The following is a 17,126-nucleotide window of genomic DNA, read 5'->3' on the forward strand; positions in this document are numbered from 1 at the left end:
CCGTCCGCGTGCGGCGGATCAGGGGTTGCCGAGTTCGCGGTCCAGCAGGTCGAACATCTCCTCCGCGGTGGCCGACTCGATCTCGCCCCGGCCGTCGCGTCGTTGCCGTACCTGCCACAGCAGTTCCTCCAGGCGGCCGACGACTTCGGCGGTCTCCTCACCGTCCGCGGGCAGGGCGGCGACCGCGCCCGCGAGGGCGTCCAGCTCGTCCAGGACGGATCCGGTGCCGGTCCCGCCGGTGCTCACGGGACCGGTCGCCGCGGACGCGGCGCCGGTGGTGAAGCGGGTCCGCAGGTGCTGGGCGAGCGCGGTGGGCGTGGGGTGGTCGAACACCAGGCTCGCGGGCAGCTTGAGGCCGGTCGCGGTGGACAGGCGGTTGCGCAGTTCGACGGCGGTCAGCGAGTCGAAGCCGAGATCCTTGAACGTGCGGCCCGCCCGTACCGAGGAGTTGTCGGCGTGCTGAAGGACGCTGGCTGCTTGGTCACGTACCAGGTCGAGGACGTTCTTGAGCTGGTCGGGCTCGGAGAGCGTCGCCAACCGGGCGGCGAATTCGGCGCCCGCGGTGGTCGGGGCGGCGGAGTCGGCCTGATCGGCCTCGGTGCGCAACGCCGCTTGTACCTCGGGGAGTTCGGCGAGCAGCGGGCTGGGGCGCAGCGCGGTGAAGCCGAGGACGAACCTCTCCCAGTCGACATCGGCGACGGCCACGAACGTCTCGTCGTGCGCGACGGCCTGGAGCAGTGCGGTGGCGGCTCGTTCGGGATCCATGGCCAGTACGCCGCGGCTCTCCATGTAGGCGGCGGCGCCCTCGGCCTCCATCATGCCGCCGCCGTCCCAGGCGCCCCAGGCCAGTGAGGTCGCGGTACGGCCGAGCGCGCGGCGCCGCTCGGCGAGCGCGTCGAGGTGGGCGTTGGCGGCGGCGTAGACGGCCTGCCCTCCGCTGCCCCAGACCCCGGCGTTGGAGGAGAAGAGCACGAAGGCGTCGAGCGGTGTGCCGCCGAGGAGGTCGTCCAGGTGGCGGGCTCCGGCGATCTTGGCCGAGGCGATGCGGGTGATGTCCTCGTCGGTGGTGTCGGTGGCGGCCAGGTAGGTCTGCGGGGCGCCGGCCGCGTGGAAGACCGCGCTCAGCGGCCGGTCGGCGGGGACGCCCGCGAGGAGCGCGGCCACCTCGGACCGGTCGGCGACGTCGCACGCGGCGAACGTGACGCCGGCGCCCGCCGCCTCCAACTCCGCGCGCAGTTCGGCCGCGCCGGGCGCGTCGGGGCCGCGGCGGCCCGCGAGCAGCAGGTGCGGGGCGCCTTCGGCGGCGAGTCTGCGGGCGACGCGCGCGCCGATCCCGCCCGTTCCCCCGGTGATCAGAACGGTGCCGTCGGGCCGCCACGCGGCGGCTCGTGCGGAGTGCGCGGCCCCGAGAGGCGTACGGATGAGCCGCCGCCCGTGGATTCCGGAGGCCCGTACGGCGACCTGGTCCTCGACGGCGGACGCGGAGCCGCCGGACGCGGGGTCCACGGACAGGGCGTCGGCGGCTGCCGGGTCGGCGGTCCCGTCAGGGCCGGGCAGTCCGCCGAGGACGGCGGCGAGCCGGACGGCGGCGGACGCGTCGGGCACGGGCGGCAGGTCGACCAGGCCGCCCCACTGGCGGGGCTGCTCCAGCGCGATGGCCCGGCCCAGGCCCCAGACCTCGGCCTGGCCGGAGCGGGGCCCCGCGTCGCCCGGTGCCGTCCTGACGCCCTCCGCGGTGGCCGCCCACAGCCGCCCGGTCAGTTCGGCGTCGGCGGCGGCCTGGGCAAGGGCGAGGGTGACGCGGGCGGCCGGGGAGAGACCGGCGGCAGCCGGTGCCGGGGCGTGGCCCCGGAGCGCGGTGGAGCTGACGGGGGCATGACTGGGCGTCCCGGAGCCGACGGGGGCGTGGCCGGGCGCGCTGGCGTCGGAGACCGCAAGGCCGGTGCCGTCGACGGCGGACGCTCCGGGCACCTCGTGCGCGGCAGCCTCCTCGGCACCGCCATTGGTGGCGCCAACCGACTCGGAACCGCCCGCCTTCGGCACACCCGTCTCGGACCCGTCCGCCCCCTGACCGCCGGTCTCGGAGTCCCCGAGGGCGAGCAGGGACAGCACGCCGTCGGCCTCGACCGTCCGGAGGAGTTCGGCGAGGGCCGCCCGGTCGGTCCGGTCGGCGGGGATCTCGATGTGGGTGACCGTGGTGCCCGCGGCGGCGAGCGCGTCGCCCGCCGCGGCGGCCCACGGCTCGTCCGGGAAGCTGAGGATCGTCCACCGCCCACGCGGCGCACGGGCGTTCGCGGTGTCCAGGGCGCGCCAGGCGATGCCGTAACGCCAGCGGTCCAGGGCCGTACGGTCCAGGCTGCGGCGGCGCCAGGACGACAGCGCGGGCAGGACCGTCGCCAACTCGTCCTCTCCGGAGTCGAGTTCGAGTTCCCCGGCCAGGTGCTCCAGGTCGCCGCGTTCGACGGCGGCCCAGAATCCGGCGTCGGCGAGGTCGCCGGTGCCGCTGGTGGTGGGCGCGGTTCGGTCCCGCAGGTCGTCCAGCCAGAAGCGGCGGCGCTGGAAGGCGTACGTCGGCAGGGCCAGCGGCGTACCGCCCGAACCGGGGGCCAGGGGCCGCCAGTCGACGCCGGGCAGGCCGCGGACGAAGCCCTCGGCCACGGAGGTGGTGAAGCGCGCCATGCCGCCTTCGTCACGGCGCAGCGTGCCGACCGCGACGCCGTCGCGTTCGGCGTCCTCGAAGGTCGCGGCCATGGCGGTGGTGAGCACCGGGTGCGCGCTGGCCTCGACGAAGAACCGGAAGCCGTCGCTCTCCATGGCCAGCACCGCGGCCTGGAAGTCCACCGGGCGGCGGGCGTTGAGGTACCAGTACGCGTTGTCTAGGGTCGTCGTGTCGACGAGGCCGCCGGTGACGGTCGAGTAGAACGGGACGGTGGCGCGGCGCGGTGTGATGTGCGCGAACAGTTCCATGATCCGCTCGCGCAGCGGCTCGACCTGGGCGCAGTGGGAGGCCACGGTCGACCCGACGACGCGGGCTCGGACGCCGTCGGCCTCGCAGGCCGCGACGAATTCCGTCAGCGCCTCGGTGTCACCAGCCACGGTGACGGCGGTCGGGCCGTTGCGTCCGGCGATGTCAAGTCGTCCGCCCCACGCGGCTGTTCGCGCCTCGACCTCGGCGACGGGCAGCGCCACCGACGCGACCGCGCCGTTGCCGACGAGTTCGGCGGCGAACAGGGCGCTGCGCAGCGCGATGATCTCGGCGGCGTCCTCCATCGTGAGCGCGCCCGCCACCAGCGCGGCGGCTATCTCGCCTTGGCTGCTGCCGACGACGGCGGCGGGTTCGACACCGACCGACCGCCACAGTTCGACCAGGGAGACGTTGACGGCGAACAGCACGGGTTGCAGAACCTCGATCAGGTCCGGCGAGGGCGCGCCGTCCACCCCGCGCACGACATCGGTGACCGACCAGTCCAGGTGGACGCGGAGCGCCGCGTCGCACTGGGCGAACCGCTCGGCGAACACCGCTGAGGTGTCGAGGAGTTCGGCCCCCATGCCCTTCCACTGCGAGCCCTGTCCGGGGAAGACGAAGGCCACCCTGCCGCGTACGTCGGCGGCGCCGGTGACCGCCCCTGCGGTCGGCGTACCGTCGGCGAGCCCGCCGAGCGCGGCGGCGGCCTGCGCGCGGTCACCCGCCAGGACGACGGCCCGCTGTTCCAGGACGGTCCTGGTGGTCGCCAGCGCGTGTCCGATCTCGGCGTCCGTGGTGTCGGGCCGGTCGGCCACGAAGGCCGCGAGGCGTCCGGCCTGCGCGCGCAGCGCCGCCGCGGACTTGGCGGAGAGCACCCAGGGGACGACGGTGCCGGGCGGGTCGCCCACGACGGCGGCCGGGGCCGGGGCGGCGGGTACGGCGGGCGCGTCGGACGTACCGGGTTCGGCCCTCTCGCCGAACTCGGAGCCAGGATGGGCCAGTTCGACCGCCTCGACCGGCGCCGCGGGCGGCTCTTCCAGGATCACGTGCGCGTTCGTTCCGCTGATGCCGAACGAGGAGACCGCGGCGCGGCGCGGGCGGCCCCGGTCGGGCCACGGCGTCGCCGCGTTGAGCAGCCGGAGCCGGCCGGAGGACCAGTCCACCTCGGGCGAGGGCTCCTCGGCGTGCAGAGTGCTGGGCAGCGTGCCGTGGCCCATCGCCATGACCATCTTGATCAGGCCCGCGACACCGGCCGCGGCCTGCGTGTGGCCGATGTTGGACTTGATGGAGCCCAGCCACAGCGGCTGGTCCCGCGCGTGGTCCCTGCCGTAGGTGGCGAGCAGCGCCTGCGCCTCGATCGGGTCCCCGAGGTTGGTGCCGGTGCCGTGCGCCTCGACCGCGTCGACCTCGTCGCCGGTCAGACCGGCATTGGCGAGAGCAGCGCGGATGACGCGCTGCTGGGAGGGGCCGTTCGGCGCGGTGAGGCCGTTGCTCGCGCCGTCCTGGTTGACGGCGGAGCCGCGCATGACGGCGAGGACGCGGTGGCCGTTGCGGCGGGCCTCCGACAGCCGCTCGACCACCAGCATGCCGACGCCCTCCGAGAAGCCGGTGCCGTCGGCGTCCGCGGCGAACGCCCTGCACCGGCCATCGGGCGACAGCACGCGCTGGCGGCTGAACTCCACGAAGCCGAACGGGCTCGGCATCACCGTCACCCCGCCGACCAGGGCCAGCGAGCACTCCCCCGCCCGCAGCGCCTGAGCCGCCAGGTGCAGGGCGACCAGCGACGACGAACAGGCCGTGTCCACCGTCATCGCCGGTCCTTCGAGGCCGAGGACGTACGAGACGCGGCCGGAGATGACGCTCAGCACGTTCCCGGTGACCGAGTACCCCTCGACGCGCTGCTGAAGGTCGGGGTCCTGGCCGTAGCCGGTGCCGACCGCGCCGATGAACACACCGGTACGGCTGCCGCGCAGCGTGGCCACGTCGATCCCGGCGCGTTCCACGGCCTCCCAGGCCGCCTCGAGTACGAGCCGCTGCTGCGGGTCCATGGCCAGCGCCTCGCGCGGCGAGATGCCGAACAGCTCGGCGTCGAAGTCCGTCGCACCTCGCACGAAACCGCCCTGCTGGGCGTAGCTCTTGCCCGACCTGGCCGGATCCGGGTCGTACAGGTCCGCGAGGTCCCAACCCCGGTCGGTGGGGAACCCGGAGATCGCGTCGGTGCCCGACGCCACCAGGTCCCACAACTGCTCGGGCGAATCGGCACCGCCCGGGAAGCGGCAGGTCATGGCGACGACGGCGACGGGATCGTCGTCGAGCCCGGCCGCCGCCGGAAGGGCTCCGGCCGGGGCACGGTCGTCGGCGGTCGCGGCGCCGAGGCCCAGTTCGTCCGCCAGATGCGCGGCGAGGGCGTCGGGGGTCGGGTGGTCGAAGACCACCGTGGCCGCGAGCCGCTGCCCGATCGCGGCACCGAGGCGGTTGCGCAGCTCGACACCGGTCAGCGAGTCGAAGCCCAGCTCCTTGAACGCCCGCTCGGGGTCGACGGCGGCCGGCGACCCGTGGCCGAGCACCGCCGCGACGTGCGTGCGTACGACGTCGCGCAGGGCCTCGGTCCGTTCGGCGGCCGACAGCGCGGAGAGCCGCCGGACCAGGGCCGAGGAGTCGGCACGGGCCGAACTGGTCGCCACGGCACGGGACTTGCGGACGGACGCGGTGGTAAGTTCACGGGTGAGGGCGTGGAAGGCTTCCCCGGTGCTCTGGGCGTCGCCGGGCGTCAGACGCGCGGTGACGGCGAGCGGTACGTCCCAGCCGACGGCCACGTCGAACAGCCCGATCCCCTGCTCGACGCTCATCGGCACCACGCCGCTACGGGCCAGGCGCGCCCGGTCCACTTCGCCGAGGGAGCCCGTCAGCTCGGAGTCGGTGGCCCAGTGTCCCCATGCCATCGACACACCCGCCGCACCACTCGTACGGCGCACACCCGCCAGAGCGTCCAGGAACGTGTTCGCCGCCGCGTAATTGCCCTGCCCCGCCGTGCCCACCACGCCCGCGAGCGACGAGAACAGCACGAACAACGACAGGTCCAGGTCCCGGGTCAGCTCATGCAGATGCCACGCGGCATCCACCTTCGCGCCCAGCACACTCCGGATACGTTCCGCGTCCAGGTCCGGCACCAGACCGTCGTCCAGCGCGCCCGCGCAGTGCACCACACCGCCCAACGGCCGGTCCCCGCCGAAGCGCGCGAGCAGCCCGGCCACCTCGTCCCGGACCGCGACATCACACGCCACGACCTCGACCCGCGCACCGGCCGCCTCCAACTCCGCCACCAGCGCTTCCGCACCAGGCGCGTTCGCACCACGCCGACCCGCCAGTACGACATCGCGCACCCCGTACGAGGCCACCAGATGCCGGGCCACCAGCCCGCCCAGCAGACCCGTACCACCCGTGATCACCACCGCACTCGCGGCATCCACCCGGCGGGGAAGGCTCAGCACGACCTTGCCGACATGCCGCGCCTGCGACATGAACCGCAACGCCTCGCCGGCGCGACGCACATCCCACACCCGCACCGGCAACGGCTCCAGCACACCCTCCGCGAACAACCCCGCCAACTCCCGGAGGATTTCGCCGAGTCGGTCCGGAGAGATGTCGGTGAGGGCGTACGGGTGGTACGTGACGCCGGGGTGCTCGGCGACGACGGCCTCCGGGTCGCGGATGTCGGTCTTGCCCATCTCCAGGAACCGGCCACCACGCGGCAGCAACCGCAACGACGCGTCCACGAACTCCCGCGCCAACGAGTTGAGAACGACGTCCATGCCGTGGCCATCGGTGGCCTGCCGGAACGCGTCCTCGAAGTCGAGGGTGCGGGACGAGGCGATGTGGTCCTCGGCGAGACCCGCCAGCCGGAGCGTGTCCCATTTGCCCTCGCTGGCCGTCCCGAAGACCTCGGCACCCCAGTGCCGGGCCAACTGCGTGGCCGCCATCCCCACACCACCGGCAGCGGCGTGAATCAACACCCTGTGTCCGGACTGGAGTTCGCCGAGATCGGCCAGGCCGAACCAGGCGGTCATGAAGACGACGGGGACGGCGGCGGCCTGCTCGAAGCTCCAGCCCTCCGGCACCCGCACGACCAAGCGCTCGTCCACCACCGCCAACGGCCCGAACGACTCCGGCAGCAGACCCATCACCCGGTCACCCACCACAACACCCGCGACACCGGGCCCGACCTCGACCACGACACCCGCACCCTCGGTTCCGAGGTACGCGTCCGGGTCGGGGTACATCCCCAGATTGATCAGCACATCGCGGAAGTTGACTCCCGCGGCACGGACGTCGACCCTCACCTGACCGGCGACGAGCGGCGCCTCGGCGGCCGGGTCCGGCTCGACGGACAGTCCGTCGAGCGTGCCGTCGCCGGAGGCGACCAGCCGCCACGCGCCCTCGGCGGGCGGCACCAACCCCCCGCCACCGGCAGGCGCCCGCACCAGCCTCGGCACCAGGACCTCACCACCGCGCACCGCCACCTGCGGCTCACCCGCCGCCACCGCGACACCGACCGCGTAGGCGAGCGTGTCTCGCACCGCCGTCTGTCCCGACGCGAGGTGGACGTCGACATCGACGTCGGCGTCTGAGTCGATCAGCAGGAAACGTCCGGGATTCTCGGCGAGCGCGCTGCGCACCAGGCCCCACACCGGGGCGTGGACCAGATCGGCGACAGGCTCACCGCTGTGAGTGGACACCGCACCACGGGTGACGAGAACCAACCGCGAATCAGCGAACCGCTCCTCTACCAGCCACTCCTGGACCAGACCCAGCACGCCGGTCACCGCCTCCGCCACCGCACCCGGCACATCGCCGGAGACTGACGCCGGGGGCAGCACCAGGCCGACCAGCGGCGGAACCGGGTGCGCCGCGTCGATGTCGGAAAGCCGTTCCAGGAACACGCATCCGTCGGGCGCGCCGCTGTCGGCGGACAGCGCGGCCGGAACCCAGTCCACGCGGTACAGGCCGTCGGCCGTGCCTGCCGCACTCGCGGCGGCGACGCGGATCTGGTCGGCGGTCGCCGTGCGCAGCGCGAGCGATGCCACCGATACGACGGGAGCCCCCTCGGCATCGGCCAGGAGCACCGAGGCGGCGTCCTCGCCCGCAGGCCGCAGCCGTACGCGTACGGAGGTCGCGCCGACCGCGCCGAGCGCCACGTCGGTCCAGGCGAACGGCAGCCGCAGGGAGGTGAGTTCGGCGGGCGAGCCGCCGCGCAACAGGACGATCCCGTGCAGGGCCGCGTCGAGCAGGGCCGGGTGGATGCCGAACTTGGCCGCGTCCTGGTGGAGTTCGTCCGGCAGCGCGGCCTCGGCGTAGACGTCGTCGCCGTGCCGCCACGCGGCGCGCAGCCCCTGGAACGCCGGACCGTAGCCGTAACCGGACTCGCCCACCTCGGCGTAGAAGTCCTCGACCGGTACCGGCACGGCGCCGGGCGGCGGCCACGCGGTCAAGTCCTCGGTCGCCTCTGCGGTGTCGGACGCGACCGCGAGGGTGCCGACCGCGTGCAGTGCCCAGGGCGCCGACTCCCCCGTCCCTTCGGGCCGTGAGTGGATGCCGAGTTCGCGCCGTCCGTCCGCGTCGGGCGCGCCGACGGAGACCTGTACCTGCACGCCGCCGCTCTCCGGAACGACGAGCGGTGCCTGAAGCGTCAGCTCCTCTACGCACCCGGCCCCGACCTCGTCAGCGGCCCGCAGCGCCCACTCCGCCAGCGCGGCACCGGGGACCAGGACGGTCCCCTCCACCCGGTGATCGCCCAGCCACGCGTGCGACGCCAGCGACAACCGGCCCGTGAGCACCACCTGATCCGAACCGGCCAGCCTCACCACCGCGCCGAGCAGGGGGTGGTCCGCAGCGGCCTGCCCGAGCCCGCTCGGGTCCCCGGCGCGCGCGGCGTCGGCAGTCAGCCAGTAGTGCTCGTGCTGGAAGGCGTACGTCGGCAGGGCGAGTTGCCCAGCACCCGTCGAATCCGGCGTACCGGCGAAGACGGACCGCCAGTCGACGGGCAGGCCGCGTACCCAGCCTTCGGCGAGGGAGGTCAGGAAGCGTTCCTGGCCGCCTTCGTCACGGCGGAGGGTGCCGAGCGCGACGGCGTCGGACCCGGCGTCCTCGAAGGTCTCCGCGAGACCGACTGCGAGAACCGGGTGCGGGCTGGACTCCACGAAGTAGCCGAAGCCGTCGGAGAGCAGAGCCCGGACGGTCTCGTCGAAACGGACTTCCTGGCGGAGGTTGGTCACCCAGTAGTCGGCGTCCAGCGTGCTCGTGTCGATACGGGCGCCGGTCACCGTCGAGTAGAACGGCACCTCGGACGAGGTCGGTGTGATCCCGGACAGGGCCTGGACGACCTCGTCCCGGATCGCGTCCACCTGTGCCGAGTGCGAGGCGTAGTCCACATCGATACGGCGCGCCCGTACGCCCTCGGCCTCACACGCCATCAGCAGCTCAGCGAGCGCTTGAGGTTCACCCGAAACGACCGTGGACGAAGGCCCGTTCACGGACGCGACGGAGATACGGCCGTCCCAGCGCGCGATCCGCTCCCGTACGTCCTGCGCGGGCAGCGCGACGGAGACCATTCCGCCGTTGCCGGACAAGGTCCCGCGAATGGCCTTCGCCCGCAACGCCACGACCCGCGCCGCATCCTCCACCGACAACGCACCCGCCACGCACGCCGCCGCGATCTCACCCTGGCTGTGACCGATCACCGCACCCGGCTCAACGCCCACCGACCGCCACACCGCCGCCAGCGACACCATCACCGCCCACAACGCACCCTGAACCACCACCACGTCATCCAGAGCGCCCTCGCGGATCGCCTCCACCACCGACGACCCGACGTAAGGCAACAGGGCCGCGTCACACTCCGCCAACCGCTCCGCGAACACCGGAGACGAAGCAAGCAACTCCATCGCCATCCCCGCCCACTGCGACCCCTGACCAGGGAAGACAAACGCCACCCGGCCGTCGCCCGATCGCGTTGCGCCGCTGACGAGTCGGGCGGCCGGGGCTCCTTCGGCGAGCGCGCCGAGGACGTCCTGGGCGTGTTCGGCGTCGGCGGCCAGGACCACGCTCCGGTGGGGCAACGCCGCTCGGGAGAGGGCCAGTTCGCGGCCGACCGAGGTGAGGGCAGGTGCGTCGTCCGTCCCTGCGAAGGACGCCAGGCGTCCGGCCTGGCCGCGCAGCGCGTCCGCCGACCGCGCGGACACCACCCACGGCACCACCGTCAGCGACCCCAACGGGCATGCGTCCGGGCCGACTTCGGGCTCGCGCTCCGGCTCCGCGGAGGTGTCGGCCGCAGCGTGGCCCCCCGGCTCCTCCAGGATCACGTGCGCGTTCGTCCCGCTCGCCCCGAAGGCCGAGATCCCCGCGCGGCGCGGGTGGGTGTCGGCGGTCCACGGCATCGCCTCGGCGAGCAATTCGACCGCGCCGCTCGTCCAGTCGACGTGCGGCGTCGGCTCGTCCGCGTAAAGGCTCTTGGGCAGCACCTCGTGGCGCATCGCCTCGACCATCTTGATGACGCCCGCGACCCCGGCCGCGGCCTGCGTGTGGCCGATGTTCGACTTCACCGAGCCCAGCCACAACGGGTCCTCGCCGCCACGCTCTTGGCCATAGGTGGCCAGCAGCGCCTGCGCCTCGATCGGGTCCCCGAGCGTGGTCCCCGTACCGTGCGCCTCGACCACATCGACATCTGCGGCCGTCAGCCCCCCGCTCTCCAACGCAGCCCGGATGACCCGCTCCTGGGAGGGCCCGTTCGGCGCGGTCAGCCCGTTCGACGCACCGTCCTGGTTCACCGCGGAGCCCCGCATCACCGCCAGCACCCGGTGACCGTTGCGCCGCGCGTCCGACAGCCGCTCCAGCAGCAGGACGCCGACGCCCTCGCCCCACCCGGCGCCGTCCGCCGCCGCCGAGAACGCCTTGCTCCGGCCGTCGGGCGCCATGCCCCGCTGACGGCTGAACTCCACAAAAAGGGTGGGCGTGGACATCACCGTGACGCCGCCGGCCAGGGCGAGGGAGCACTCCCCCGACCGCAGGGCCTGCGCCGCCAGATGCATCGCGACCAGCGACGACGAGCACGCCGTGTCCACCGTCATCGCCGGACCCTCGAACCCGAAGGTGTACGACACGCGGCCGGACACGGCGGCCGGGGACGAGCCCATCAGGGCGTAGCCCTCGGTGTCGTTGGCCGTGGCATCGGCGCCCACGGCGTAGTCGTGGTGCATGACTCCGGTGAAGACACCCGTCGAACTGCCCTTCAGCGAACCGGGATCAATACCCGCCCGCTCCAGCACCTCCCACGACGCCTCCAGCAGCAACCGCTGCTGCGGATCCATCGACAACGCCTCACGCGGAGACACCCCGAAGAACCCCGCATCAAACTCCCCCGCCCCATAGAGGAACCCGCCCTCACGCGCATAACTCCGCCCCGCCACACCAGGATTCGGATCAAACAGCCCCTCAACATCCCACCCCCGGTCCGCCGGGAACCCCGACACCGCATCCCCACCCGAAGCAACCAGCGACCACAACTCCTCAGGCGAACCCACCCCACCCGGATACCGACACGCCATCCCCACAATCACCACCGGATCGGCCGTCTCACGCGCCGACAGGGGACCCGCCATACCCCTACGGGCGGCGACCTGACCGGTGCGCTCGTCACCGAGCACCAGCGTGCGGAGGAAACCGGCCAGCGCCCGTGGCGTCGGATAGTCGAAGACAAGCGTCGCCGGAAGCCGCAGGCCCGTCGCTGCCGCGAGCGCGTTGCGCAGTTGCAGGCCGGTCAGCGAGTCGAAGCCGAACTCCTTGAAACTGCGGGCGGGTTCGACGGCGGACGGGTCGGCGTATCCGAGGACTGTCGCGGCGCGGCCTCGGACCAGGTCGAGCAGATAGCGGAGTTGGTCCTCCTCGGTCAGGCCGGTGAGGGCGCGCAGGAGGCTGCCGGAGTCGCCGCCGACGTCGGTGGCGCGGCGCGGTCGGCCGCGGACCAGACCCCGGTAGAGCGGGAGGACGGGTTCGCCCGCGCGGGCCGCGCTGCGCAGGGCGCGCAGGTCGAGGCGGCTGACGACGTGGACCCCGGAGCCGCCGTCGGCGGACGCGGCGGCGTCGAAGAGCGCCAGGCCCTGCTCGGGCGACATCCGCGTGACGCCCATTCGCAGGTAGCGGGCCACGTCGGCGTCGCCGAGGCGGGCCGTCAGCTCGCTGGCCTCTGACCAGTAGCCCCAGATCAGGTCGGTGACCGGCAGTCCCTCGGCGCGGCGGCGCGTGGCGAGGGCGTCCAGGAAGACGTTGGCCGCCGCGTAACCGGCCTGGCCCGGGTTGCCGAGCACACCGGCGATCGAGGAGAACAGCACGAACAGCGACAGGTCCAAGTGCCGCGTCAGCTCGTGCAGATGCACCGCCGCGTCCACCTTCGGCGCGAGGACTCGGGCCACCTGATCGGGCGTCAGTGCCGATACCACTCCGTCGTCGAGCACACCGGCCGCGTGCACCGCACCCGTCAGCGGCCGGTCGGAGGGAATCGCCTCCAACAGCGCGGCCAACGACGCCCGGTCGGCCACGTCACACGCCGCGATCTCGACGCTCGACGCGCCCGCGTCCAGCAAGCGCCGCTCCAACTCCGGTGCGCCCGTGGCCGCCCGGCCCTGGCGGCCGACCAGCAGCAGATGCCGCACCCCGTGCGCCGAGACCAGATGCTCGGCGAGCAACCGTCCGAGGGTGCCGGTTCCGCCGGTGATAAGCACGGTCCCGTCGTCGCGCAGCGGCACCGGCGCGGGCCCGGCCGGGGCGACGCGGGCGAAACGGGGCGCGAGGAGCACGCCGTCGCGTATCGCGATCTGCGGTTCGCCGAGGTCGACGGCGGAGGCGACAGCGGCGGCCAGGGTGCCGGAGGCGGCATTGGTGCCACGGGTGCCGTCAGTGCCAGCGGTGTCGTCAGTGCCAGCGGTGCCGTCAGTGTCGACCAGGAGGAAGCGGTCCGGCGCCTCGGACTGGGCGGTCCGCAGCAGCCCCCACACGGGTGCGTGCACGAGGTCCGCCACCTCGTCGTCCGGCCCGGTGGAGACCGCCCGGGTGGTGACGACGACCAGCCGCGAGGCGTTCAGCCGCTCGTCGGCGAGCCATGCCTGGACGAGGGCGAGCGCGTCGGTGACGGCGGTGCGCACCCGCGACGGCAGCTCGCTGTCGACCTCCGACCGGGTGTCCCCGGGACCCAGCCGGGTGATCACATGGGCGGGGGGTTCCAGGGTGCCCGCGTCCAGGCCCGCCAGCAGCGCGGCGACATCCGTGACGTCCTGGGCGCCGCCCAGGGTGAGGACCGGTCCCGGCGCGGGGACGGCGGCACCGGCGGAAACGGGCAGCGGTGTCCAGTCCAGGGCGAAGAGGCCGTCCCGGCCGGCGGTGCCGTCGGCCTGCCGGAGCTGCTCGGGGGTGGTCTCACGCAGGACGACGGACTGCACCTCCCCGACCGGGGCCCCTGCCGCGTCGGCGAGCGTCAGCGCGACGGCACCGCCGTCCAGCGGGCGGACCCGCAGCCGCAGCCGACTCGCGCCGACGGCGGACAGCGCCACGCCTTCCCACGCGTAGGGCAGCCGCAGCGGCGCCGACTCCGGCGTACCGCCGTCGAGCAGGGACACGGCGTGCAGGACCGCGTCGAGCAGGGCGGGGTGGAGGGCGAAGCGTTCGGCGTCCTTGGCCGCCGCGTCGGGCAGCGTGACCTCGGCGTACACGTCGTCGCCCCGCCGCCACGCGGCGCGCAGACCCCGGAACGCCGGACCGTAGCCGTAACCCGCCGCCGCCACCCGGGCGTAGAAGTCCTCGACCGGGACCGGCCGGGAACCGGCGGGCGGCCAGTCGGTCAACCCGACGCTTTCAGCGGACCGTTCCGTACTGAGGACGCCGACGGCGTGCCGTGTCCACGGTTCGTCGTCCGCGATGCCGTCCTCGCCGCGCGAGTGAATCGTGATCTCGCGGCGTCCGTCGGCGTCCGGGCCGCCCACCGCCACCTGGAGCTGGACGGCACCGCCCTCGGGGATCACCAGCGGCGCCTCAAGGATCAGCTCGTCGATCTGCTCGGCGCGGATCTCCTCACCGGCACGCAAGGCGAGTTCCACGAAGGCCGCGCCGGGCAGCAGTACGGTGTCGTTCACGGCGTGGTCGGCCAGCCACGCGTGCGTACGCAGGGAGATCCGGCCGGTCAGCAACAGGGCGTTCTCGTCGGCGAGTTGTACGGCCGCGCCCAGCAGCGGATGGTCGGCCGCCCCGAGTCCCAGCGACGAGGCGTCCGCGCTGGCGAGCGAGCCGGACTCCAGCCAGTAACGCTGGTGCTGGAAGGCGTACGTGGGCAGGTCCACGCGGCGGGCGGGGGTTCCGGCGAAGACGGATCGCCAGTCGACGGGCAGACCGCGTACCCAACCCTCCGCCAGCGAGGTCAGGAAGCGCCTTTGGCCGCCCTCTTCGCGGCGGAGGGTGCCCAGGGCTACGGCGTCCGACCCCGCGTCCTCGAACGTCTCCGCCAAGCCGACGGCCAGGACCGGGTGCGGGCTGGACTCGATGAAGTAGCCGAAGCCGTCGGCGAGGAGGGCCCGGACGGTCTCGTCGAAGCGGACTTCCTGGCGGAGGTTGGTCACCCAGTAGTCGGCGTCCAGCGTGCTCGTGTCGATACGGGCGCCGGTCACCGTCGAGTAGAACGGAACCTGCGAGGACTGCGGCTCGATGCCGGACAGGGCCTCAACGACCTCGTCGCGTATGGCGTCCACCTGTGCCGAGTGCGAGGCGTAGTCCACATCGATACGGCGCGCCCGCACACCCTCGGCCTTACACACCGTCAGCAGTTCAACCAAGGCTTGAGGTTCACCCGAAACGACGGTGGACGAGGGCCCGTTCACCGAAGCGACGGAAATACGGCCGTCCCACCGCGCGATCCGCTCCCGTACCGCATCCGCCGGGAGCGCGACCGAGACCATCCCACCGTTGCCGGACAAGGTCCCGCGAATGGCCTTCGCCCGCAGAGCCACGACCCGCGCCGCATCCTCAACGGAGAGAGCACCCGCCACGCACGCCGCCGCGATCTCACCCTGGCTGTGACCGATCACCGCACCCGGCTCAACGCCCACCGACCGCCACACCTCGGCGAGCGACACCATCACCGCCCACAACGCCCCCTGAACGACCACCACGTCATCCAGAGCGCCCTCGCGGATCGCCTCCACCACCGACGACCCCACATAAGGCAGCAGCGCCGCATCACACTCCGCCAACCGCGCCCCGAAAACCGGCGAGGAGTCCAACAACCCCAACGCCATCCCCGCCCACTGCGACCCCTGACCCGGGAACACGAACGCCACCCGACCCGCGCCCGGACGCACCACACCGGACACCACACCCGAGGCCGCAACGCCCTCCGACAGGGCCGCCAGCCCCGGCACCATTGCCTTGACGTCGTCGGCGAGGGTCACCGCGCGGTGCTCAAGTGCCGCGCGGGAGACGGCAAGTGCGCGCCCGATGTGCGCCGGGGCGGCCAGCTCGTGCGAGTCGGCCGCAAAGGCGGCGAGCCTCGCGGCCTGGCCGCGCAGCGCGGCGGCGGACCGCCCGGACACCACCCACGGCACCGCTGCCAGCTCGCCCAACGGGCCCTGAGCCGAGGGTGTTTCGTCCACGGACACGGGTTCGTCGGCCTGGGGTGCGTCTTCCAGGATCACGTGGGCGTTCGTCCCGCTGATGCCGAACGAGGACACGGCGGCCCGGCGCGGGCGGTCCCCGCGCTTCCAGTCGACCGGCTGTTCCAGCAGACGGACCGCGCCCGCGGACCAGTCGACGTTCGAGGTGGGCGCGTCGATGTGCAGGGTGCGCGGCAGCTTCTCCTCCTGGAGGGCCAGCACCATCTTGATGACACCCGCCATGCCTGCGGTGTGCGCGGTGTGGCCCAGGTTCGACTTGACCGACCCGAGCCACAGCGGGCGGCCTCCCGTGCGGCCCTTGCCGTAGGTGGCGAGCAGTGCCTGCGCCTCGATCGGGTCGCCGAGCGTCGTACCCGTACCGTGCGCCTCGACCGCGTCCACCTCGTCGCCGGTCAGACCGGCGTTGGCGAGGGCCGCGCGGATGACACGCTGCTGGGAGGGGCCGTTCGGCGCGGTGAGGCCGTTGCTCGCGCCGTCCTGGTTGAGGGCTGAACCGCGCACCACCGCAAGGACGTTGTGGCCGTTGCGGCGTGCGTCGGAGAGCCGTTCGACAAGGAGCATGCCGACGCCCTCGGACCAGGCGGTGCCGTCGGCCCCGGCGGCGAACGCCTTGCAGCGGCCGTCGGGCGCGAGGCCGCGCTGTCGGCTGAAGTCGACGAAGACCCACGGTGTCGGCATCACGGCCACACCGCCGACCAGCGCGAGCGTGGACTCGCCGTTGCGCAGGGACTGCACGGCCAGGTGCAGGGCGACGAGCGACGACGAGCACGCGGTGTCGACGGTCAGTGCGGGGCCTTCGAGGCCCAGGGAGTACGAGACGCGGCCGGAGATGACGCTGATGAAGGAGCCGGTGCCGGTGTAGCCCTCGACGCCTTCGGGCACCTGCTGCATGTTGGTGAGGTAGCCGGTCCCCGCGGCGCCGACGAACACGCCGGTCTTGGTGCCCTTGAGCGAGCTGGGGTCGATACCGGCGCGCTCCAGCACCTCCCACGACGACTCCAGGACGAGCCGCTGCTGCGGGTCCATGCCCAGGGCCTCACGCGGCGAGACGCCGAACAGCTCGGCGTCGAAGTCCCCTGCCCCGTCGAGGAATCCGCCCTTGAGGAGGTACGTCTTGCCGGGCGCGTCGGGGTCCGCGTCGTAAAGGGCCTCGGTGTCCCAGCCTCGGTCGGACGGGAAGTCGGCGATGGCGTCGCCGCCGGTGTCGAGCAGCCGCCAGAAGTCCTCGGGTGTGCCGACGTGACCGGGGAACCGGCAGGCCATGCCGACGATCGCGATCGGCTCGCTCTCCCGGTCCTTGACCTCCTGCAACTCCTGCCGGGTCTGGTGCAGGTCGGCCGCGACGCGCTTCAGGTAGTCGACCAGCTTGTCGTCGTTCGTCATCCGAGGCGTTCCTCCTCCGAGCGGTTACGGGATGTCCTGCGTCGTGTGGCCCGCCCGGCGCTCGTGCCGCC

At 73.3% G+C, this 17,126-nt stretch carries 1 protein-coding gene; it reads right to left on the minus strand.

The features are described from left to right. Positions 1–18 precede the first annotated feature (18 nt). The gene (locus ABZX65_RS00550) at positions 19–17,055 is read right to left on the minus strand and encodes an SDR family NAD(P)-dependent oxidoreductase (RefSeq protein ID WP_355332728.1); all 17,037 of its coding nucleotides are present in this window, start codon (positions 17,053–17,055) and stop codon (positions 19–21) included. Between the last annotated feature and the right edge of the window lie 71 nt (positions 17,056–17,126).

Source organism: Streptomyces sp. NPDC003300, from assembly GCF_040610915.1.
Classification (GTDB): Bacteria; Actinomycetota; Actinomycetes; order Streptomycetales; family Streptomycetaceae; genus Actinacidiphila.